Here is a 21,571-nt window from a genome sequence, read left to right as displayed (position 1 = left end):
GGGACCATCACGGGCAACAGCGTGTTCAACGGACGCACCGAGGGCGAGACCGTCGAGTTGGAGTATGCGCGGCGCGGCCCCGACGGCGCGCTGGTGCCCGCGGGCCGGATGGTGCCCTACGACCTAGGGCCTATCCCGTCGTGGCGCAACCTGCGCTTCCCCCGCGCCGACATTCCGTCCGACGCCGTCGCGGTTCGCGTTGTCGCCGAGGATCGTTCGCTCACCCAGGGTGACTGGCTGGCGGTGACGCCGCCGCGGGTGCCCGAGTTGCGATCGGTGCAGGAGTACGTCGGGTCCGAGCAGCCGGTGCTGATGGACTGGGCCGTGGGCCTGGCGTTCCCGTGTCAGCAGCCGATGCTGCACGCCAACGGCGTCACCGAGATTCCGAAGTTCCGCATCACTCCGGACTACAACGCCAAGCGCAAGGATACCGACACCTGGCAGGACGGCCTCAACGGCGGACTGCTCGGAATCACCGATCTGCTGATGCGCGCGCACGTGATGTCGACGTATCTGTCGCAGGACTGGGGCCGCGACTGGGGCTCGCTGCGCCGGTTCGAGATGACACCCGACGCCCGAGGCGCGACGCCGGCGACGCTGGACTTCGGCACGGCGACCCGCAGCGGCCTGTACAGCCCCGGCCACATCCGCATCAAGCCGTAACCGATTCCTCTAACCTGTGAGCCGTGAACCGGATCCGGTGGGGCGCCGCCACACTCACACGTGCGGTGGAGTGGCAGGTCGACACCTTGCCGAAATCGGTGTTTGTGCACACTCCAGCCGAGGCTTGGGACGCGCACGCCGACGAGCTCACGCCGACCTACTGGACCGAGGCCGGATGGCGAATCGCCCTGCAGAGCTGGGTGATCGAGGTCGACGGCCTCACGGTGCTGATCGACACGGGCGCGGGCAACGGTAAGAGCAGGCCTCGGATGGCGGTGCTCTCGGACCTGCAGACCGAGTTCCTGGCTTCGCTGTCGGCCGCCGGATTCGACCCCGCCGATGTGGACGTCGTGGTCAACACGCATCTGCACTTCGACCATGTCGGCTGGAACACACGGCGTCACAACGATTCCTGGGTGCCGACGTTCCCCAACGCGCGCTACCTGGTATCGGAGGCCGACTACCGACACTTCGGCTCCGAGGGCCCGGCGCAGTCGGCCACACCCCGCACCGAGGAGCAGGCCTCCGTCCAGCGGCATGTCCGAACGGTGTTCGAGGACAGTGTTTCTCCGGTGCAGGAGCAGATCGAGTTGTGGTCGGGCAACCATCGGCTCAGCGAGTCGCTGTGGCTGGGCCCCGCGCCGGGCCACACTCCCGGATCGTCGGTGGTGTGGCTCGACGCCGGACGGCCCGCGGTGTTCGTCGGCGATCTGACCCACTGCCCCATCCAGGTCCTCCGGCCGGACGACCCGTGCGGCTGGGACGAGGACTTCACGGCGGCCGCGGTGACGCGCAAGCGCATCCTCACCGAGGCGTCGCGGCGTCGTGCCGCGGTGGTGCCCGCGCACTATCCCGGCCACGGCGGCGCGACCGTCGTCGCCCGTGGTGACGCGTTCCTGTTCGACGACTGGCTCCCGTTCCCGCCTATCTGAATTTCCCAAATCAACTGACGGCGGGGTAAAGCCTCTGCTAGTAGTAAATGAGGCTGCCAAAAGGATTCGGGCAGCAAACTACTTTGTGGCGCTTTCTTCATGCGGCGAGGAGGCATTCATGTTGCAGACGCCTGAAGCGCCGCAGACCGGAAACGGCGAACTGCCACGCCCCCGCACATTCGACCAGGCGGCCGTCGAAGCCGCCATTTTCGATCTGCTCGTCGCAATCGGTGAGGACCCCTACCGGGAAGGGCTGCGCGACACCCCTGCCCGCGTCGCGCGCGCCTATCAGGAGACATTTGCAGGTCTGTACAGCGATCCTGACGATGTTCTCGCGACGATGTTCGACGAGCACCACGGCGAGCTCGTGCTGATCAAGCAAATTCCGATGTACTCCACGTGCGAACATCACCTGGTTTCTTTCCATGGAGTCGCCCATGTCGGCTATCTTCCCGGCGACGACGGCCGAGTCACCGGACTGTCGAAAATCGCGCGGCTCGTCGACCTTTATGCCCGGCGTCCTCAGGTGCAGGAGCGACTAACCGGGCAAATAGCTGAAGCGCTAATGAACAAATTGAATCCGCGCGGCGTGATCGTCGTCATCGAGGCCGAGCACCTGTGTATGGCGATGCGCGGTGTGCGTAAGCCGGGCGCCGTCACGACGACGTCCGCGGTCCGCGGCCAGTTTCAGACCGATCCGGCGTCCCGGGCCGAGGCGCTGCATCTGCTCTTACAGCGGTGATCTCGGTGCCCACGCCGGACGCGCCGACCGGGAGGCCGTCGCTGCGCGCGGTGTGGGCGATGATGATCGGCTTCTTCATGATCGTCGTCGACTCGACGATCGTTGCCGTCGCCAACCCGGTCATCAAACAGGACTTCGAGGCGTCCTACCACGCCGTCATCTGGGTGACGAGTGCCTACCTGCTGGTCTTCGCCGCGCTGCTGCCGGTGGGCGGCCGCCTCGGCGACCGCTTCGGGCCCAAGAGCATGTACGTCGCCGGTCTGGCGGTCTTCACGCTGGGTTCGCTGTGGTGCGGCGTGTCCGGATCGATCGACACATTGATCGCTGGACGGCTCGCCCAGGGTATCGGTGCGGCACTGATGACACCGCAGACGTTGTCCGCGGTCACCCGCATCTTCCCGCCTCAGCAGCGCGGCGTCCCGATGAGCCTGTGGGGCGCGACGGCGGGCATCGGCCTGTTGGTCGGCCCGCTGGCCGGTGGTCTGCTCGTGGACGGGCTGGGCTGGCGGTGGATCTTCCTGATCGACATCCCGATTGGCGTGGTGGGTCTCGTGCTGGCGCTACGCCTGATCCCCGTGTTTCCCGCACAACCGCATCACCTCGACGTTCTCGGGGTGCTGCTCTCCGGAGCAGGCATCTGCCTTATCGTGTTCGCCCTGCAGGAGGGACGTCACCACGACTGGGGTCCGACAACGTGGGCCGCGATCGCCTGCGGATGCGCGCTGCTCGCGGGTTTCGTGATGTGGCAGGCGATTCAGCACTCCGAGCCGTTGGTTCCCCTCACCCTGTTCCGCCACCGTGACTTCGCGCTGTCCAACGCGGGCATCGCACTGATCAGTTTCACCGTCGTCGCTTTCGCGGTTCCCCTGATGTTCTATCTGCAGGACGCGCGCGGCATGCCCGCCACAGAGGCGGGCCTGGTTACCGCACCGATGGCGATCGCGACCGGCGTACTCGCCCCGATCGTCGGCCGGGTCGTCGACCGCGTTCGGCCACGGACAGTCGTGTGCCCCGGCTTCACACTGACGGCAGTCGCGTTGATCTGGCTGTCATGGGAGATGAGCCAGTCGGCGCCGGTCTGGCGGTTGACGCTGCCCCTCATCCTCATCGGCGCCGCAGGCGCGCTCACCTGGGAACCGTTGGCGGTCATCGCATCTCGGACGCTTCCCGAGAAACTGGCCGGCGCGGGCTCGGCCGTCTTCAACACGACGCGGCAAGTGGGGGCGGCATTGGGCAGCGCGAGCATCGCCGCGTTGTTGGCCGCCGCAGCCGACATTGAGTCCCACGACGCATCGGAGCATGTGCACGAGTTGTCCGGCGCACCGGCCGTCGCGGCGATGTCGCATTCGATGCTGTTGCCCGCGACGGCGGCGGGGATCGGCGCGATCGGGGCGTTCTTCTTCACCGGCGTCTTCCCGCGGACCGTACAGCCCGTGGGTCACTCCGAGAGAAATGTGAGCACCGCGTCATGACCGCTGTTGCCGCAAGACCACCGTCCAGATTGCACGAGGTCGAGGCGTTCACCGACGATGCTCTGCGGGATCTACTCGCCTACCCCGAAAACCCCTGCGGGCCGAGGCTTCGCGCGAATTTCATCGCGAGTATCGACGGTGCGGTGACACTCGACGGTGCGGGACGCAAGCTGGGCACACCGACCGACCGCCGGGTGTTCAACCGCTTACGCGAAGTCGCCGATGCGATCGTGGTCGGCGCCACCACCGCGGCGTCCAAACCGTACGCCGACCTTCGTCTCGACGCGGCCGCGCACACGTGGCGGCTTGCGCACGGCCTACCGACCGTCCTGCGCTTGGTGGTGGTGTCCGGTCGCGGCGTGATCCCGCCTCACCTGCTCACGGCGACGGTCCCGCCGATCGTGTTGGTCTCTGCGAGTGCTCCCCGTTCAGCGCGGCGGGCGTTGGAAGCGTCAGGGGCGGTGGTGTGCGAGATCGCCGAACCTCAGATCGCTTCTGCCGCAATCCGTCCGGCCCTCGACGACCTGGGGCTGAGGCGGGTCCTGGTGGAGGGCGGCCCGACCTTGTTCTCGCATCTGGTCGCCGGCGACGAGATCGACGAGTTGTGCCTCACCACCAGCCCGATGATGGTGGCGGGTCCCGCCCGGCGAATCGCCACCACGGCCGAGCATGTCGAGCTCGGTATGCGGCGTAAGGATGTGCTGCTCGGCGAGGACGGAACCGTCATCGTCCGATGGGTTCGGCGAGACTAGAGCGGCGTCAGGCCGTGCTTGCGTAGCACCTTCTTCGTGGGCTGCTTGTCGCGCAGCAGCCGCAGCGATTTGCGGATGAGCAGCCGCGTCTCGTGCGGCTCGATCACACCGTCGATGTAGCCGCGCTCGGCGGCGATCCACGGCGTGGCCATGTTGAGGTTGTAGCCCTCGATGAAGTCCGCGCGAATCTTCTGCACCTCGGGTGCGGTCGGATCGGGGAACCGCTTCACCAGCAGCTGCGCGGCGCCCTCGGCGCCGATCACCGCGATGCGCGCGGTCGGCCACGCGAAGTTCAGGTCCGCCGACAGCTGCTTGGATCCCATCACCGCGTAACCGCCGCCGTAGGCCTTGCGCACGATGATGGTCACCTTGGGGACGTCGGCTTCGACGATGGCGTTGAAGAACCGGCCGCCGCGCTTGATGATGCCGCGCTTCTCCTCCTCCACGCCGGGCATCGCTCCAGGGGTGTCAACCACAAAGACCAGCGGGAGATTGAACGAGTCACAGAACCGGATGAAGCCGGCCGCCTTGTCGGACGCCTCGTTGCCCACGGCCCCGGACATGTGCATCGGCTGGTTGGCGATCACCCCGACCGGGCGGCCGTCGACGCGGGCGAACGCGGTGATCATGGACGGACTGCGCTGCTCGGCGATTTCGAACACATCCCCGTCGTCGAAGATGCGGAGCAGGATCTCGTGCATGTCGTAAGCCATGTTGTCGCTGTCCGGCACGATCGTGTCGAGCTCATAGTCGTGCGGGGTCAGCTCGGGCTCGAGACCCGGGTTGACGATCGGCGGATCGTCGAAGGTGTTGGCGGGCAGGAACGAAAGGTAGTCGCGCACATACTGGTACGCGTCTGCCTCGGAATCGACCACCTTGTGGATGTTGCCGCGCTCGGCCTGGACGTCGGCGCCTCCGAGTTCGTCGAAGGTGACGTCCTCACCGGTGACGTCCTTGATGACGTCGGGTCCGGTGATGAACATGTAGCCCTGATCGCGGACCGCAACAACGAGGTCGGTCTGGATGGGCGAGTACACGGCACCGCCCGCGCACTTGCCGAAGATCAGCGAGATCTCCGGCACGAGGCCGCGCAACATCTCGTGGCGGCGACCCAACTCGGCGTACCAGGCCAACGACGTCACGGCGTCCTGAATGCGCGCGCCTGCCGAGTCGTTGATACCGATGATCGGGCAGCCGACCATGGCCACCCACTCCATCAGCTTGGCCACCTTGCGGCCGAACATCTCACCGACCGAACCCTGGAAGACGGTCTGGTCGTGGCTGAACACACCGACCGGCCTGCCGTTGATCGTGGCGTGACCGGTCACCACACCGTCGCCGAACAACGCGTTCGGATCGCCGGGCGTCTTCGCCAGCGCGCCGATCTCCAGGAAGCTGCCCGGATCGACGAGGGCATGGATCCGCGCGCGGGCGCTCGGAATCCCCTTTTTCTCCCGCTTGGCGACCGCCTTCTCCCCGCCGGGCTCCTTGGCCTGCTCGAGCTTCTCGCGGAGTTCGGCAAGCAGCTCTGCTGTGGTCTTGGTTCGGATGGGAGTAGCTTCAGTGGTCACTTCGACGGCTTCTCCTCAGACTCGATCCGGTTGATCGCCTCGCTCATGTGAGCTCCGACCTTCGCAATGTACGGCTCGTCGATCACCTGGATGTGCTCACCCCCGATCGGCACGACCTCCAGCTCGGAGACGAACTCGCCCCAGCCGCCGTCGGGCTTGCGGGTGGCGTAGCGCGGCTCGAAGTAGATCGCGTCGTCGTGGTAGCGGTCGGCCATGTACAGCGTGACCTTGCCGTCGTACGGCTTGATCTCGGCGGTGTCGATGGCCCGCTGATCCAGATACGACGTGCGCTGGTGCTCGATGATGCCGCCGGGGATCTGCACCCCGCTCTGGCTCACCACGTCGAGCACGTAGCGCACCTGGCCCTCGTCGTCGAGCGCCTCGAGCTCCTCGTACGGGATCTCGGGGATCTCGACGTTGAAGGTGCGCTCGGCGAAGCGGGCGTAGCGGTCCCAGCGGGCGCGGGTCTCCTCCTTGGTCTGGGGAATCTCCTCACCCGGACGCACCGCGTCGATGAGACCGACGAACTGCACGTCGGCACCCGCCTGCTTGAGGCCGATCGCGCACGCGTAGGCCAGCACACCACCCAGCGACCAGCCGGCCAGGATGAACGGCCGACCGCGCTTACCGTCACTCCAGCCGTTGAGCTCCAACAGCTTCGGCACGTACTCGTGCGCCCGCTCTTCGATCGAGCCCTCGACGCGCTCGATGCCGTACATCGGCGTATCGGCGGGCAACCGCTTGAGCAGCGGCTCGTACACCACCGTCGAACCACCCGCGGCGTGGAAGACGAACACGGGGATGTGATCCGACCCTTCCTGCGGCGCGCGAATGGTTCGGACGAACCCGTCGACCTTGCCGCCCTCGAGGTAATCGCGGACGGTGGTCGACAACTCCTCGATGGTCTTCGCGGAGCGCACGTCGTCGATGGTGATGGTGCCCTCGTCGACGCGCTCGGTCAGCCGCTCGGCGATCTTGGTCGCGGTGGGCTCATCGATGTCGGGCAACTCGTTGAAGATGCCGCCCGGCGACTTGCCGGTCACGATCGCCCACGTCGCGAACGTGACGCGTTCCGCGGCGTCGCGCGGTGGCACGTCAGAACCCAGCGCCTCGGTCACCGCCTCCTGGGTGAGCACTTTGGAGGCCGCCGCGACCGTGGCCTGCGATGGACCGGCCGCGGGCGTCGGTCCGCTGGGGTCGGTCGGTGGCGGCGGAACCGCCGGACCGCTCGGGTCCGTGGGCGGCGGCGGCACCGCCGGACCGCTGGGGTCCGTCGGCGGGGCGGGGATGTCGTTCACCGGGGCCGCACCGGCCGGGAGATCGGATTCGGTCGCGGTGCCCGCGCTGGTGACCTCCGAGGCGACGCCGGTCTTCTCGGCCAGCACCTGCTCGAGCTCGGCGACGGTGGTCGCACCGCCCATCAGCTCGGCCTGTTCGGCCGCGATCTCCTCGGCGGTCTTGGTCTTCTGGTGCTCGGCGATCTGGTCGACCTCGTCGCGGTGCTCGATCGCGTAGTGGATCAGCTTCTCGACCGCGTACAGGTTGGCGTCGCGCACCGCGGTCAGCTGGATCGGCGGCAGGTCGAAGTCGTACTCGACCCGGTTCTTGATCCGCACGGCCATCAGCGAGTCCAGGCCGAGCTCGATCAGCGGCACCTCCCAGGGGAGGTCCTCGGGCTCGTAACCCATTGCGCCGCCGACGATCGCGCCGAGCCGGTCGTGAACCGTCTCCCCCGAGTCCGGCGACCACTTGGCGAAGCCGGCCGCCAGACCCGCGCCCGCCGTCAGGTTGTCCTGCAGGATCTCCGCTGTGTCTTCCTCGGGCTCGTCTGCCGGAGTCGTCGAGACCTGTTCGGCGACAGTCGCTCCGGTGGCCACCGCGACAGGCAGGGCACCCGCGGCACCGGTGCGGCTCACCACCGCGTCGTACACCAGCGTGAAGGACTCGTCGATGCGCGCATGCACCTGCACGCTGGCCCCACCGGGATGGCGGGTCAGCGTCGTCACCAGCCGCGCGCCCTCACCGGGGACGGCGCGCTGTTCGGAGGCGACCAGCTTGGCGTCCGGAATGACAGCTGCCGCAGCCGCTTTCACCAACGCGGCCAGGTCCGTTTCGCCCTTGGGGGCGTACTCCCAGACGTGCCTGCCGTCGGGCGTCGCGACGTGGTTACCCGGCATCACCGCCGAGCTGTCGCCGGTGAACCGCGCGTCGAGCCAGTGTGGCTTGCGCTTGAAGCGGGTCGGCGGGATGTTCGCGAAGTCCAGCGCCCCGGCCAGCCCCTTGTTCCGGCGGGGGAACAGCGTGCGGAAGTCCAGATCGTGGCCGTGGACGAACAGCTGCGCCATCGCCACGGTCATCGAGTCGACCTCGTCCTGCTTGCGCGCCAGCGTCGCGATCAACTGCGCGTCGTGCAGGCCGGCCGCCGCCGTCGTCAGGCCAACCTGCATGAGCGCCACGGGATTCGGCGCCAGCTCCAGGAAGGTCGTATGCCCGTTGTCGACGGCGTTGCGGATGCCGTGGGTGAAGTAGACGCTGTGACGCAGCCCCTTCTTCCAGTAGTCGACGTCGTGGATGGTCTCGCCGGGCCGGATGTAGCGACCCTCGTGAACCGTCGAGAAGTACCCGATCTTGGTCGGGTGCGGTTCGATGCCGACGAGTTCGGCGGCGAGCTCGCCGAGCAGCGGGTCCATCTGCGAGGTGTGGCTGGCGCCCTTGGTCTGCATCTTGCGGGCGAACTTGCCTTCTTGCTCGCAGCGCTCGATGATCGCGTCGACCTGGTCGGGCGGCCCGCCGATGACGGTCTGCGTCGGCGCGGCGTACACGCACACCTCGAGATCCTTGAAGGCTTCAGTCTCTCTGAAAACCCCTACGATCTCGTCGGCCGAGTACTCGACCAGCGCCATCAACCGGATCCACTCGCCGAACAACATCGCCTCGCCCTCACCCATGAGGTGGGCGCGCGCACAGATGGCGCGGGTGGCGTCCTCCAGCGACAGGCCGCCGGCGAAGTATGCCGCCGCGGCCTCACCGAGCGACTGTCCCACCACCGCAGCGGGTTTCGCGCCGTGGTGCTTGAGCAGCTCGCCGAGGGCGATCTGCAGGGCGAAGATCACCGTCTGGACGACCTCGATGGGGTACTCGCAGGTCTCATTGGTGTAGTCGACCGCGTCGTCGAGGATCAGCTCCAGGATCGAATAGCCCCGCTCATCCTGGATGAGGGCGTCGACCTTGTTGATCCACTCCGCGAACACCTCGTTGCGCAGATACAGGTTCTTGCCCATCTTGCGGTGCTGGGCACCGAAACCGGCCAACACCCACACCGGACCGTTGGTCACCGGGCCGTCGGCGCTGAACACGCTCGGGTGCTGCTTACCCTCGGCCACCGCGCGCAGGCCCTTGATGGCTTCGTCGTGATCGTGAGCCAGCACCACGGCTCGGGACCGCCCGTGGTTGCGCCGCGACAACGCGCGGCCGATGGACTCCAGCGACGACTCGCGCCCCTCGGGGCTGTCGATCCAATCGGCCAGCTCGGCCGCCGTCGCCCTCTTGCGCGACGTCAGGAACCCCGAAACGGCTAGCGGCACAACCGGAGTGGGCTGCTCGCCGGCTTCCATCTCCTCGCGCGCGGCCTCGAGCAGCTGCAGCGCCTTGTCGGTGAGGCCAGGCAGTTCGGGCTCGTCGTCCTGAACGTGGGCGGGCCGGTCGAGCGCGTCATCGTCGTCGTCGTCGAAGCCTGATTCTCTTCGCGCAAGCGGCTCATCGACGAACTCGCCGTACTCGTCCATCCGCACCCCGCCGATGTAGACGGCGTTCGCGTCCGAGGACTTCGACTCGTCGGCTTCGGGCTCCGGTTCCGGTTCGGGCTCAATGAGATCCGACGGCAGTACCTCGCGCAGCACCAGGTGCGCGTTCGCGCCGCCGAAGCCGAATCCGGAGACGCCGGCGATCGCGTAGCCGCTGTAGCGCGGCCAGTCGGTGGCGGTGTCGGCGACCTTGAGGTGTACACCGTCGAAGTCGATGTAGGGGTTGGGGCCGGTGTAGTTGATCGACGGCGGGATCTTATCGTTGCGCAGCGCCAGCGTCATCTTCGCCAGGCTGGCCGCGCCCGCGGCCGACTCCAGGTGTCCGACATTGGATTTGATGGCGCCCAGCAGCGCGGGTTTGTCGGCCGCGCGGCCCCTGCCGACCACGCGACCCAGCGCGTCGGCCTCGATCGGGTCACCGAGGATGGTGCCGGTGCCGTGCGCCTCGATGTGGTCGACGAGACGCGGGTTGATGCCGGCGTCCTTGTACGCCTTGCGCAGCACATCGGCCTGCGCGTCAGGGTTCGGCGCAAGCAGGCCGTTGGACCGGCCGTCGTGGTTGACCGCGCTGCCGGCGATGACGGCGAGGATCTCGTCACCGTCGCGCCGGGCGTCGGAGACCCGCTTGAGCACGAGCATGCCGCCGCCCTCGGAGCGGGCGTAACCGTCGGCGTCCTGGGAGAACGACTTGATCCGGCCGTCCGGTGCGAGCACGCCGCCGACCTCGTCGAAGCCGACCGTGACCAGCGGGGTGATCAACGCGTTCACACCGCCGACGATCGCGACGTCGGCCTCACCCGCACGCAGCGCCTGCACACCCTGGTGTGCGGCGACCAGCGAGCTCGAGCAGGCGGTGTCGACCGTCACCGACGGGCCGCGGAAGTCGTAGAAGTAGGAGACGCGGTTGGCGATGATCGAGCTGGAGTTGCCGGTGATCGCGTACGGGTGGGTGACGCTCGGGTCCGACAGGGCCAGATTCTGGTAGTCGGCGTTCGACGAACCCACGAACACCGCGACCGCCTCGCCGCGCAGGCTCGACGCCGGGATGCGGGCGTTCTCCAGCGCCTCCCAAGTCAATTCGAGCGCCATCCGCTGCTGCGGATCGATGTTGTCGGCCTCCATCTTCGACAGCGCGAAGAACTCGGCGTCGAAGCCCTTGATGTCGGAGAGGTAGCCGCCACGGGTGCGGGCCTTGGCGACCCGCTCGGCGATGCGCGGCTCGCTGAGGAACTCCTCCCAGCGGCCCTCGGGCAGGTCGGTGATCGCGTCGCGACCCTCCATGAGCGCCCGCCACGTCTCGTCGGGGGTGTTCATGTCCCCGGGGAAACGGGTGGCCAGGCCCACAATAGCTATGTTCGCGATGTCCTCATCAACATCGCGCGTCCAGTCTTCGTCGTCGTCACCGAGGTCCTCGGGCTCCGGCTCTCCTTCGACGATGACCGTGGCCAACGACTCGATGGTGGGATGGCGGAACGCCACGGTGGCCGTCAACGTGACGCCGGTCAAGTCCTCGATGTCGCTGGCCATCGCGACGGCGTCGCGCGACGAGAGGCCGAGCTCGACCATCGGCGCGGATTCGCTGATGGAGTCAGGCGACTGGCCGGTGGCGTTGCCGATCCAGTTGCGCAGCCACTCGCGCATCTCGTTGACCGTCATGTCGGTTCTGGGGGGTGTCAGCGGCTTCTCGGGTGCCAGCTGGATGTCGTCGCCGGACGGCATCTCGGGTTGCTGCGAATCGTCCTGTGTATCAGCCATATTCGAGTTGGTCTCAGTCACTCTCGTCGGGGAACGCGTTGGCGATCTTCCCGCTGCGCAGACTGCCGTCCAGGTAAGCCGAGCGGCACGCTCGACGGCCGATCTTGCCGCTCGAGGTGCGCGGGATCGCGCCCGCGGGGGTCAGCAGCACGTCGCGAACGGTGACGCCGTGGCGCACGGCGATCGCGGCGCGGATGTCGTCGGCGATGGGACCCATGTCGAGCTTGTGGGAGCCCGGCGCCCGTTCACCGACGATCACCAGCTGCTCGGAGGTGTCGTCGGGATCGCGCTTGAGGCCGGAGTGGGCGTTCTCGAACACCTCGTCCGGCAGCTGGTTGGCGGGAACCGAGAACGCCGCAACGAACCCGGTGCGCAGCGCCTTGGTCGCCTCCTGTGCGGAGTACTCCAGGTCCTGCGGATAGTGGTTGCGCCCGTCGATGATCACCAGATCCTTGACGCGGCCGGTGATGTAGAGCTCACCGTCGTAGTAGGCGCCGAGGTCGCCGGTGCGCACCCAGGTCGCGTCGTCGGTGGCGCCTTCGGCGTGCGACGGGTTGGTCCGCGACTTGAGGATGTTCTGGAAGGTCGCGATGGTCTCTTCGGACTTCCCCCAGTAGCCCGTGCCCATGTTCTGACCGCTGATCCAGATCTCGCCGATCTGCCCGTCGGGCAGCTCGGTGGCGGTGTCGTTGTCGACGATGACCGCCCACTCGGCGACGCCGATCTTGCCCGCGCCGGCCTGCGGCACCGCCTTGGGTGAATCCTCGGCCACCGGAACGAAGCGGCCGGCGTTGAGCTCGTCGCGGTCGACCGGCGTGATGGTCGGCTCGGCCTCCATCGGAGTGGTCGACACGAACAGCGTCGCCTCGGCCAGACCGTAGGACGGCTTGATCGCCTTGGGCTGGAAACCGAACGGGCCGAACGCCTCGTTGAAGCGCCGCACGGTGGCCGCCGAGATCGGCTCGCTGCCGTTGAGGATGCACTTGACGTTCGACAGGTCCAGCGGCGGTTCGCCGTCCTTGGGCACACCGCGGGCCGCGGCGTGGTCGAACGCGAAGTTCGGGGCCACCGAGATGGTTCCGCCGGTGTCGCCTTCCTTGCGGGCGAGCTCGCGGATCCAGCGGCCCGGGCGGCGCACGAACGCTGCCGGGGTCATGAACGTGACGTAGTGGCCGATCATCGGCGACAGCAGCACGGTGATCAGGCCCATGTCATGGAAGAACGGCAGCCAGGACACGCCGCGGTCGCCCTCTTCGCCCTCCAGCGCCTCGATCACCTGCACCACGTTGGTGGCCAGGTTCAGGTGGGTGATCTGCACACCGGTGGGGATCCGCGTCGAGCCCGACGTGTACTGCAGGTAGGCGATCGTGTGCTCGTCGACGTCGACCGCTTCCCAGGTCGCGCCGACCTCGTTCGGCACCGCGTCGACCGCGATGACGCGGGGACGCTGATTGGCCGGGCGGGTGCGGAAGAACTTGCGCACTCCCTCGGCGGCCTCGGTGGTGGTCAGGATCGCCGACGGCTCGCAGTCGTCGAGCACGGCGTGCAGGCGGCCCACGTGACCCGGTTCGTTCGGGTCGAACAGCGGGACCGCGATGCGGCCCGAGTACAGCGTGCCGAAGAACGCGACGAGATAGTCGAGGTTCTGCGGGCACAGGATCGCGACGCGGTCACCGGGCTGAGTGACCTGCTGGAGGCGGGCGCCGACGGCGCGGTTGCGGGCGCCGAAGTCGGCCCAGCGCAGGTCGCGAGCGACGCCGTCGCGCTCGGTGGAGAAGTCCAGGAACCGGTAGGCGAGTTTGTCTCCACGCACCTTCGCCCATCGTTCGACGTGTTTGACCAGGCTTCCGTTGTCGGGAAACTTGATCAGTCCGTCCTTGATGAACGGGTTATGGAACCCCATCGCACTCTCCTGTCAGCGGCACACGCTTCTCGATGCCGATCGCACATGATTTCGGAGCCGCCATGCAAGCCCCGCCCCCAGGACCCCGCAAATCGTACCGGTCGGCTATCCGCTTACTGCTCTTAGTTTTTTCTTAATGTTAGGTGACTGGTTGTCGCAGTCCAAATCAGGTCTGATAACAGCTCAGCCATGTTTCGGGTGCGGGGCGTTATCGATCAATTGCTGTGCCCAACCCTGCGTCCACTGCGTGGCGGACGCGCCGTCAAGATTCCAGAACTGCGTGGTCGCGTACATCGCGTGGATCGGTTGTCCCGCACCGCCGAGCAAGATGTCGATGGTCTTGGGCAAATTCATGATGTTGAACGCCTCCGGCGGCGCCGAACAGATCAGATCGCCGGGCGCGCAGATCTCGTTGACCCGGTCGTTGAGCATGCCGAAACCGCCGGGCCGCGGGCCCGTCATCGCCAGCCCCATGCCATCGAGCATGGGCACGTCGCGCAGCGTGATCTCGGCGCCCTGACCCGGCGGGTTGGGGCCGACGTCCACCCCGACGCCGGTCTGCCTGCGGCCGTCGGCGATCAACGTCACACCCAGCACCAGGTCCTCGTCGACCGGGCCACGCCCGTTGCCGATGTCGCTGGCGATGTCCCCGGCGATCACCGCGCCCTGCGAGAACCCGACGAGCACATAACTGGTCAGCGGGCAGCGCTCGTTCATGTCCGTCATCGCCTTGACCGCCGCGTTGAAGCCTTCGGCGCGGCTGTCGTTGTAGCTCATCTGGCCGTCCTGCGAGAACGGGTTGTGGAACTGCGCGGTGTACGGAACGGTGAACACCTCGACGCGGTCGTTTCCGAAAGCCCCGCGGACCGGGTTGGTGACGTTGAGCAGCAGCGCGATCGGGAACTGCGTCGGATTGAGCGGGTCGAGCTGCGGTGAGGACTCCCACGTGCCGGGGATCGACATCAGCTGCACGTCGGGACAACTCGCGTCCTGAAACTCCGGGCGGGGCTTCTTGGTCGGGCTGGCACCGGTCGGTGGCACGCCCGTCGGCGGGACACCCGTCGGCCCCTCGGGTTTACGCAGAATCACGACGACGATCACGATCAGCAGTACCACCACGAGCGCCATCGCGGCGGCTGCGACGAGCGCGAGGATGCGGTGGCGTTTCCGCCGGTTTGTTGTGGCCATGTATTGGTTGGGCTCCTGCTAGCAGAGTCGTTCGGATGCGATGCGAATGTAATCGGCGGTGGCGGCGTCGACGTCGACGGTCGGCGCCATACCGGAGATCTGATCCCTCACATCGCCGCGCACCAGCGGGTAGACCGAATCCCACACCTTCTGGTCGTCGTGCTTGGCGGCACGGGCCTGACACACGTACGAGCCGATTCGAAGTGCCAGCAGGTCGCTGGACCGCGTCACCCCGGCGGCGGCCAGGGCGTCGAGATAACCCTGCTGCCGATCGGTCAGCACGAGCGTGTTGGAGTGCCCGGTCGCCGACGGCGGACCCGGGGTCGTCTCACCGGGCGCGCCGGGCGCGGGCGCCGCCTCGGACGTCGGCAGCCCCATCGCCGCCATGACGTCGTGACCGGAACAGCCGGTCAGCAACGCCGTCGCCGAAGCTATCAGCAGCGATCCTGCCGCCGTCGTTCGTACCGAGCGTTGCACCCCTCCAAGGTACCGGCTGCCGACGGGCGGCCCCGGTTCCCGAGATCGGCCCGCCGGCTACGCGATGGTGGCCGCCAACTCGCCGCTCATCGCCGCGAGCTGACCGCTCCAGGAACCCCAATCGTGGCTACCGCTCGTTGGGAAGTCGAAATGGCCGTTCTTGCCGCCGACGGAGCGGTAGTGCTGGTAGAACTCGCGATTGGTGCCCTGCGCGATGTCGCAGTAGCCGATCATCGCGGGCGGGTCGGGGCATCCTCCGACGGGAGCGCTCCACACCCACAGGCGGGTGTTGTTGTCGGCCAGCAACTGCACATGGACGTTCGGCGAATGCCACTTCCACCGGCCGAGCTGTGGCAGGCCCCACATGTTGCGGGTCTCGACGCCGCCGAACTGCGCCAGGCCGGCGGTGATCGCACCGTCCACGCCGGTGCGTTCGGGGGTGAGGAAGCCGGACAGCGACCCGGCGAAGCGGTAGCGATCCGGGTGGAAGGTGGCCATCGCCATCGCGCCGTAGCCGCCCTGCGCCGCACCGACGATGCCGTGGCCCGACGGCGCCAGCCCCTTGTTGGCGGCCAACCAGTTCGGCAGCTCGTCGGCGAGGAAGGTCTCCCACTGGCGGCTGCCGTCGGCCTCCCAGTTGGTGTACATGCTCCACGCACCGCCCGCGGGCGCCGCGACCGAGATGCCCTTGCCGGCGAGGGTGTTCATCGCGTTGCCCGCGGTCACCCAGTTGCTCACGTCGGGCGCGGCGTTGAACGCGTCGAGCAGTACGACCGCGTGCGGGCCGCCGCCCTGGAAGGCGACGGGGATGTCGCGCCCCATCGCGGCGGACGGCACCATCAGCATCTCGACTTGCGCCTCGGCCGACGGCGCGACCGCCGTGCCCGCGGACCACAGACCCGCGGCCAGCGCCACGGTCAAGATCGCCCGGAAGATCCCCTGCATCGGCTCGCCCACCTCACCTCGGTCTGCTGTCCCCGCGCGAGGTAGTCAATCACACACGGGCGGGAGCGTGGTCGGAAAAGCGCGACGGCGGCGACCCCGCAGGATCGCCGCCGCCGACTATGAAGTTATTGCCGTACCAGTCAGTTACCGGCGTCGGTCGTCTCCACCGATGCCTGCGTGGCGATCGGAGTCGACGGCTGCGGCGTCGCGCCGAGCACGCGCTGGATGTCCGGCTTCATCTGCTGGAGCTGCTGACCCCAGTAGGGCCAGTCGTGCGTACCACCGGCGGGGAAGTTGAACACACCGTTCTTACCGCCCGCGGCGAGGTACTCCTCCTGGAACGTCTCGTTCGTGCGCAGCGTGAAGCTCTCCAGGAACTTCGCGTTGAAGTTGTCACCGGCGACCTGACCGTTGATCTCGGCCGGCTTGCCGTTACCGCAGAACACCCAGATGCGGGTGCCGTTGGCGACCAGCTTGTCGATGTTGACCATCGGGTCGTTGCGCTTCCACGCGGGATCGCTCGACGGGCCCCACATGTCCTCGGACTCGTAGCCGCCGGCGTCACCCATCGACAGACCGACCAGCATCGGCCACCAGCCCTCGGAGAGGTTCAGGAAGCCGGACAGCGAAGCGGCGTACTGGAACTGCTGCGGGTAGTAGATGGCCAGCGTGAGCGCGGCCGAGCCGGCCATGGACAGCCCGACTGCGGCGTTGCGGTTCGGGTTCACACCCTTGTTCGCCGCCAGGTACGCGGGCAGTTCCTGCGTCAGGAACGTCTCCCACTTGTAGGTCGAGCAACCGGCCTTGCCGCAGGCGGGCTTGTACCAGTCGCTGTAGAAGCTGGACTGGCCACCCACCGGCATGATCACGGCGAGGCCGGAGTCCAGGTACCACTCGAACGCCGCGGTGTTGATGTCCCAGCCGTTGAAGTCGTCCTGCGCGCGAAGCCCGTCGAGCAGGTAGACGCCCGGCGCGTTCGGACCGCCGTTCTGGAACTGCACCTTGATGTCACGGCCCATCCCTGCGGACGGAACCATGAGGTACTCGACCGGCAGACCCGGACGAGAGAAAGCCCCCGCGGTGGCCGAGCCTCCGATGGCGCTCACCAAGCCCGGCAGCACGGCGGCCGCAAGCGCGGCTCCCGCAAGCCGGCGGACCCAGGCACCCCGGATCTTGCCAACGAACTTCATGCTTCATCTATCCCATCTGTTGTATGCCGCACGCGGAACCGCCTCACAGGCAAGCCGCGTAACCCGTGCAGTCAACCACACGTCGGCGTGATCTTCCCATTCGAGAGGTGTCGACCCTGGTCACGCGCCTCCGCCTTGGAGTGTTGCGACCAGGTCTGGTTTCAGGGTTTGCAGTTGCGCACCCCAGTTCGGCCACGCGTGATTTCCCTGTGCCGGGAATTCGAACGTGGCGTTGTTTCCTCCGGCCGTCTCATAGGCCTTCTGGAAGTCTTTGTTGCTCTTCGGGGCCAACGCGTCCAGGCTGTCGGCGGTCGGATCGGAGTCCACTTCGAGCGGTGTCAATTCGCCTGGCGCACAGTAAATCCACAGGCGGGTGCCATTGGCGGCCAGCCGGCCGACCTGATGGATCGCGTCGTTGCGCTTCCATGCGCCGTCCCACGGCGCGCCCCACATGCTGTCGACGCTGTAGCCGCCGGCGTCGAGCATCGCGACCCGGATCGCCTGCTGCACGGGCGGCGCCGACGGGTTGAGGTATCCCGACAGCGACGCCGCGTAGGCGAACTGATCCGGGTGGTGCGCGGCGAGGATCAGCGCGGAACCGCCGGACATGGACACGCCGACGACCGCGTTACCGGTGGTGGAGACGTGTTTGTTGGCGGCCAGCCAGGCGGGAAGCTCGTCGGTCAAAAAGGTTTCCCATTTATAGGTATAAGCCTGGTTATTGAAACTCGACGGCGAATACCAGTCCGTGTAGAAGCCGGCCTCGCCGCCGACCGGCATCACGGTGGCCACCCCGGAGTCGAAAAACCACTCGAAAGCGGCGGTTTCGATGTCCCACCCGTTGTAGTCGTCGCGTGCCCGCATGCCGTCGAGCAGATAGACGGCCTTCGACTCACCCGATTCGCTTCGGCCGGGCTGGAATTGGACGCGGACGATGCGGCCCATCGCCGGCGAGTAGACGTCGAGGTACTCGACCGGAAGTCCCTCGCGGGAGAAGGCGCTCGCTTTCGGCACCGCGGCGATCACACCCGGCAGGGTCGCGGCCGCAACCGCCGCCGCCAGCACGCGGCGAAGCCAAGTTCGCACAGGGTGGTCCATCCGTTCGTCTCGGGCGCCGCGAAAGAGCGATCCGCGTCTATCTATCGGCCGAGAGTGGGCGCGGCGTTACGGACCCGTCGCGGGCATCCCCGTGTACGGCTCGGTCACGCGTTCCGGCACCGGCAACCCGCAGCGCGCGAGTTCGTAGAGGGGCACGCGGTCGATCCGGTACTGCGTGAACTGGTAGGCGTGCAGGAGATTCGACAGGAAACGCCGCGGACCCATCGGGCCCCGCACCGAGGTCAGCATCGCGTCGGTCGCCGGACACTCCAGCGCCGCCTCCGCTTGTCGGACCCAGTCCTCGTCGATGTAACCCGGGAGGAACGGCGGCTCCTTGAGGAAGGGGCCCTCGGCGATCGCCCAGTCGGGAAACAGGTTCTTGTCGTGGCCGATACGGCCGTCCTCCAGCCGAGCGGTATGTGCCGCAAGTGGATTGGCGAGCCCGATCTGGTCGATGACCCGAACGTCGAGCCCCACGTTCATACCCAACATGCCGAGGTTGGTGAAGAACACCGTATGCGGGCCCTTGTAGTCCTTCGGTGCGTCGGGTGGCGGGGGCAGTGCGGGCACCACATCCCACTGGTCGTAGTTTCCCGACGGCAGCAGCAGCGCACCGTCGGGCGTGTTATCCAACGCCTCGAGCACGGCGCGCATGCGCGGGTAGTCCAGATAGTCGGCAGCGGTGAGCGGATGTGCGTGTCCCGTCGCCTGGGAGTAGAACCGTCGCTCGTCGACGATTCCGGAGTATGTGACGCGGGTGGCGTCGCGGCCCATGCCCGGCGAATTGGCCGCCCACAGCGCCCATCCCGCCACGGCCAGCCACAGCAGGCTCGTGGCGCCGACGAACAAATAGCCTGCGCCACGGGCCATTCGGGTTTCATCCGGCAACACGACGGGGATCACGGCGATCGGCGTCAGCATCAAAAACACCGGAGTCAGAAGCACCCTGCCGTGCATGAAGTCACCGCCTTGGCGGATCCAGTAGATCGCCTGCAGCAGTCCGCTCACGAGGAAGAAGATCACTACCGCCGCGGGACTCTGCAGCAACCGCGCCAACCAGCCGTGGCCGGAGCCCACCACGCCGCGGTTAGGCCGGGGACGCCCGCGGATGACCCACACCACCCCGGCGAGCCCGGCGAGCAGTATCGCCGGCGCCCACAACAGGTAGGGCTGGTTGAAGTTCGCCAGGTAGACGAAGCCCTGGGACCACTTCGCACCGGTCGCGTCCTTCGCCAGCGCGGTACCGGGAACCACCAGCCCGTAGTAGCCCATCCGGAAGATCTGGTACGCCACGGGAAGCAGACCGCCCGCGACGACGATCACCAGTCGCCGGCGCCAGTCGCGCGCCGCGATCAGCATCATCACGAGCGCCAGCCCGCCGATCAACGCCAGTTCGGGGCGGATCAGAACGCTCAGGCCCGCCACGAAAGCCAGTGCCACATCGAAGGTTCCGCTGACCGGACTTGTCGCCGCGGGCGGGGCCTGGGCGGCGAGGGGTTGCCTGCGGATCGTCGGTGCGCCACCGCGCACACCGGGCGCGGCGGGGGCGCGGCGACTTCGCGGCTCCTGCGACCAACACACCATCATCCACCACAGCAGGCCGAGATACGCCAGCACCAAGCCGTTTTCGAGCCCGGACGTGGCGAAGTCGCGCGCAGGCGGGAGCGCGATGTACACCAGCGCCCCTGCGGGCAGCATCAAAGCGCGCCGGCCCCGCAGGCTCGGCGCGTACAACCGGCCGGTGCCCAGCATCATGAAGACCACGCCGAGCAGGCTGAGCACCAGCGCCAGAACCAGCACCACGTACTCCAGCCGCACGGAGCCGCCCACGAGCGCACCGAGATAGACGAGGTAGGTCCACACCGTCGAGGTGTTGGCTTCCACCCGCTCACCGGCGTTGAACACCGGCCCGTTGCCGGCCAGCAGGTTTCGGACCGTCCTCAGGACGATCAAACCGTCGTCGGCGATCCAGCGTCGTTGCCAGGCGCCCCAACCGAACAGCACCGCGACCACCACGACGCTGACCCACAGGCTGATCCGGACGGTGTTGTCGTACCGGAAGGCGGGCCAGCGGGAGAAGCTGCGCCCGATCTCGTCGAACACCCGGCCCGCGGCGGGCGGGCGCACCTTCTCAGCTGAGGAAGACGGCGGCACCGATGGTCCCGATCCACGCCAGCAGCAACAGCTGCAGTACCCGGTCCTTGAGGGCGATCTCCTCGGGCTCCCCCGCCAATCCGCCGTCGACGTCGACCGCGTATCGGAGGATAGCGATGGTGATCGGAATGATGGTGACCGCATACCACGACGCCGTGGCGCCGTCGCGTTCGAAGGCCCACAGGCCGTAGCAGAGCACCATCGCGGTGGCCGACAGCGTCCACACGAAGCGCAGGTACGACGCGGTGTAACTCTCCAGCGACTTGCGGATCTTGGCTCCGGTGCGCTCGGCGAGTTGCAGTTCGGCGTAACGCTTTCCGGCCACCATGAACAGCGAGCCGAACGTCATCACGAGCAGGAACCATTGCGACAGCGGGATGCCCGCGGCGGCGCCGCCGGCGATGGCGCGGATCAGGTACGCCGACGAGACGATGCAGATGTCGAGCACCGCTTGGTGCTTGAGGCCGAAGCAGTACGCCAGTTGCATGGCGATGTACACCGCGATGACCACGGTCAGGTTCACCGAGGCCAGCAGCGAAATGCCAAGCGCGGCAGCGGCCAACACCACAGATGTGGAGTAGGCCAGCCATTCGGGGACGACTCCGGCGGCGATGGGCCGGAACCGCTTCGTCGGGTGCTGGCGGTCGGCCTCGACATCGCGGGCGTCATTGACCAGATAGATCGACGAGGCGGCCAGCGAGAAGGCCACGAACGCGATCAGGATATTGACCGCGACGCCGGCGTAGTCGTATTCGATGTCCCCGCCGAGGGAGGCGATCGGCGCGGCGAGCACGAGCAGGTTCTTCACCCACTGGCGCGGTCGGATCGCCTTGATCAGGCCGGTCGCGGCGTTGCGCGGCGGGCCCTTCTGCTGTGCCGTTTGTTCACCCATTGGCCGTACGCTCTCTGCGCTGCTGTCACTGGAG

At 67.4% G+C, this 21,571-nt stretch carries 15 protein-coding genes; 5 read left to right on the top strand and 10 right to left on the bottom strand.

Annotated features, from left to right (window positions below):
- The 5 genes from A5698_RS04960 to A5698_RS04940 form a co-directional block, all read left to right on the top strand.
- Positions 1–663 (top strand): arabinosyltransferase C-terminal domain-containing protein (locus A5698_RS04960; protein WP_197506661.1); only part of this gene is annotated, 663 nt, incomplete at its 5' end.
- Between the two features lie 23 nt (positions 664–686).
- Entirely contained in the window at positions 687–1,595 is a 909-nt protein-coding gene (locus A5698_RS04955) for an MBL fold metallo-hydrolase (protein ID WP_068293975.1), read from the top strand.
- Between the two features lie 118 nt (positions 1,596–1,713).
- On the top strand, positions 1,714–2,337 hold the full coding sequence (gene folE / locus A5698_RS04950) for a GTP cyclohydrolase I FolE (protein ID WP_068293972.1): 624 nt from the start codon (positions 1,714–1,716) through the stop codon (positions 2,335–2,337).
- Between the two features lie 5 nt (positions 2,338–2,342).
- Positions 2,343–3,809, top strand: coding sequence for an MFS transporter (locus A5698_RS04945; protein WP_231967302.1), 1,467 nt, complete (start codon positions 2,343–2,345; stop codon positions 3,807–3,809).
- Positions 3,806–4,561, top strand: coding sequence for a dihydrofolate reductase family protein (locus A5698_RS04940; RefSeq protein ID WP_068293968.1), 756 nt, complete (start codon positions 3,806–3,808; stop codon positions 4,559–4,561). Before A5698_RS04945 ends, A5698_RS04940 begins: the two co-directional genes overlap by 4 nt.
- On the opposite strand, the gene A5698_RS04935 is transcribed toward A5698_RS04940, so the two are convergent.
- From A5698_RS04935 to A5698_RS04890, 10 genes are all read right to left on the bottom strand, one after another.
- Positions 4,558–6,111, bottom strand: a complete 1,554-nt coding sequence (locus A5698_RS04935) for an acyl-CoA carboxylase subunit beta (protein ID WP_156670616.1) — start codon at positions 6,109–6,111, stop codon at positions 4,558–4,560. The two genes, A5698_RS04940 and A5698_RS04935, sit on opposite strands and share 4 nt — an antisense overlap.
- Positions 6,112–6,128: 17 nt before the next feature.
- Positions 6,129–11,654, bottom strand: a complete 5,526-nt coding sequence (gene pks13 / locus A5698_RS04930; RefSeq protein WP_197506665.1) for a polyketide synthase Pks13 — start codon at positions 11,652–11,654, stop codon at positions 6,129–6,131.
- Between the two features lie 49 nt (positions 11,655–11,703).
- Positions 11,704–13,593 (bottom strand): long-chain-fatty-acid--AMP ligase FadD32, encoded by a 1,890-nt coding sequence (gene fadD32, locus A5698_RS04925; RefSeq protein WP_068293960.1) that lies wholly within the window; start codon positions 13,591–13,593, stop codon positions 11,704–11,706.
- Positions 13,594–13,776: 183 nt separating this feature from the next.
- Entirely contained in the window at positions 13,777–14,781 is a 1,005-nt protein-coding gene (gene culp6 / locus A5698_RS04920; RefSeq protein WP_068293956.1) for a carboxylesterase Culp6, read from the bottom strand.
- Between the two features lie 18 nt (positions 14,782–14,799).
- Positions 14,800–15,258: a DUF732 domain-containing protein gene (locus A5698_RS04915; protein ID WP_068293954.1), complete on the bottom strand. Its 459-nt coding sequence runs from the start codon at positions 15,256–15,258 to the stop codon at positions 14,800–14,802.
- A 57-nt stretch (positions 15,259–15,315) separates the two neighbouring features.
- The gene (locus tag A5698_RS04910; RefSeq protein ID WP_067086668.1) at positions 15,316–16,203 is read right to left on the bottom strand and encodes an alpha/beta hydrolase-fold protein; all 888 of its coding nucleotides are present in this window, start codon (positions 16,201–16,203) and stop codon (positions 15,316–15,318) included.
- Between the two features lie 140 nt (positions 16,204–16,343).
- Positions 16,344–17,393: an esterase family protein gene (locus A5698_RS04905; protein ID WP_067086498.1), complete on the bottom strand. Its 1,050-nt coding sequence runs from the start codon at positions 17,391–17,393 to the stop codon at positions 16,344–16,346.
- Positions 17,394–17,513: 120 nt separating this feature from the next.
- Positions 17,514–18,491 (bottom strand): alpha/beta hydrolase, encoded by a 978-nt coding sequence (locus tag A5698_RS04900; RefSeq protein WP_084792266.1) that lies wholly within the window; start codon positions 18,489–18,491, stop codon positions 17,514–17,516.
- 66 nt (positions 18,492–18,557) lie between these two features.
- Positions 18,558–20,645 carry a terminal beta-(1->2)-arabinofuranosyltransferase gene (gene aftB, locus A5698_RS04895; RefSeq protein WP_068293946.1) on the bottom strand — a complete coding sequence of 696 codons (2,088 nt, stop codon included), beginning with the start codon at positions 20,643–20,645 and terminating at the stop codon, positions 18,558–18,560.
- Positions 20,623–21,537, bottom strand: coding sequence for a decaprenyl-phosphate phosphoribosyltransferase (locus tag A5698_RS04890; protein WP_068293943.1), 915 nt, complete (start codon positions 21,535–21,537; stop codon positions 20,623–20,625). The genes aftB and A5698_RS04890 overlap by 23 nt, the downstream gene beginning before the upstream one ends.
- Positions 21,538–21,571 lie beyond the last annotated feature (34 nt).

It is taken from the genome of Mycobacterium sp. E136 (assembly GCF_001666865.1).
GTDB lineage: Bacteria > Actinomycetota > Actinomycetes > Mycobacteriales > Mycobacteriaceae > Mycobacterium.
The sequence above is the reverse complement of the archived record's forward strand: the minus strand, read 5'-3'. Positions and strand labels throughout refer to the sequence as shown.

What these genes read in the sequence shown, in the direction of transcription:
- fadD32 (WP_068293960.1), bottom strand. Translation starts at nt 13,593, where the DNA reads ATGGGGTTCCATAACCCGTTCATCAAGGACGGACTGATCAAGTTTCCC.
- culp6 (WP_068293956.1), bottom strand. Translation starts at nt 14,781, where the DNA reads ATGGCCACAACAAACCGGCGGAAACGCCACCGCATCCTCGCGCTCGTC.
- A5698_RS04940 (WP_068293968.1), top strand. Translation starts at nt 3,806, where the DNA reads ATGACCGCTGTTGCCGCAAGACCACCGTCCAGATTGCACGAGGTCGAG.
- folE (WP_068293972.1), top strand. Translation starts at nt 1,714, where the DNA reads ATGTTGCAGACGCCTGAAGCGCCGCAGACCGGAAACGGCGAACTGCCA.
- A5698_RS04900 (WP_084792266.1), bottom strand. Translation starts at nt 18,491, where the DNA reads ATGGACCACCCTGTGCGAACTTGGCTTCGCCGCGTGCTGGCGGCGGCG.
- A5698_RS04910 (WP_067086668.1), bottom strand. Translation starts at nt 16,203, where the DNA reads ATGCAGGGGATCTTCCGGGCGATCTTGACCGTGGCGCTGGCCGCGGGT.
- A5698_RS04905 (WP_067086498.1), bottom strand. Translation starts at nt 17,393, where the DNA reads ATGAAGTTCGTTGGCAAGATCCGGGGTGCCTGGGTCCGCCGGCTTGCG.
- A5698_RS04890 (WP_068293943.1), bottom strand. Translation starts at nt 21,537, where the DNA reads ATGGGTGAACAAACGGCACAGCAGAAGGGCCCGCCGCGCAACGCCGCG.
- pks13 (WP_197506665.1), bottom strand. Translation starts at nt 11,654, where the DNA reads ATGCCGTCCGGCGACGACATCCAGCTGGCACCCGAGAAGCCGCTGACA.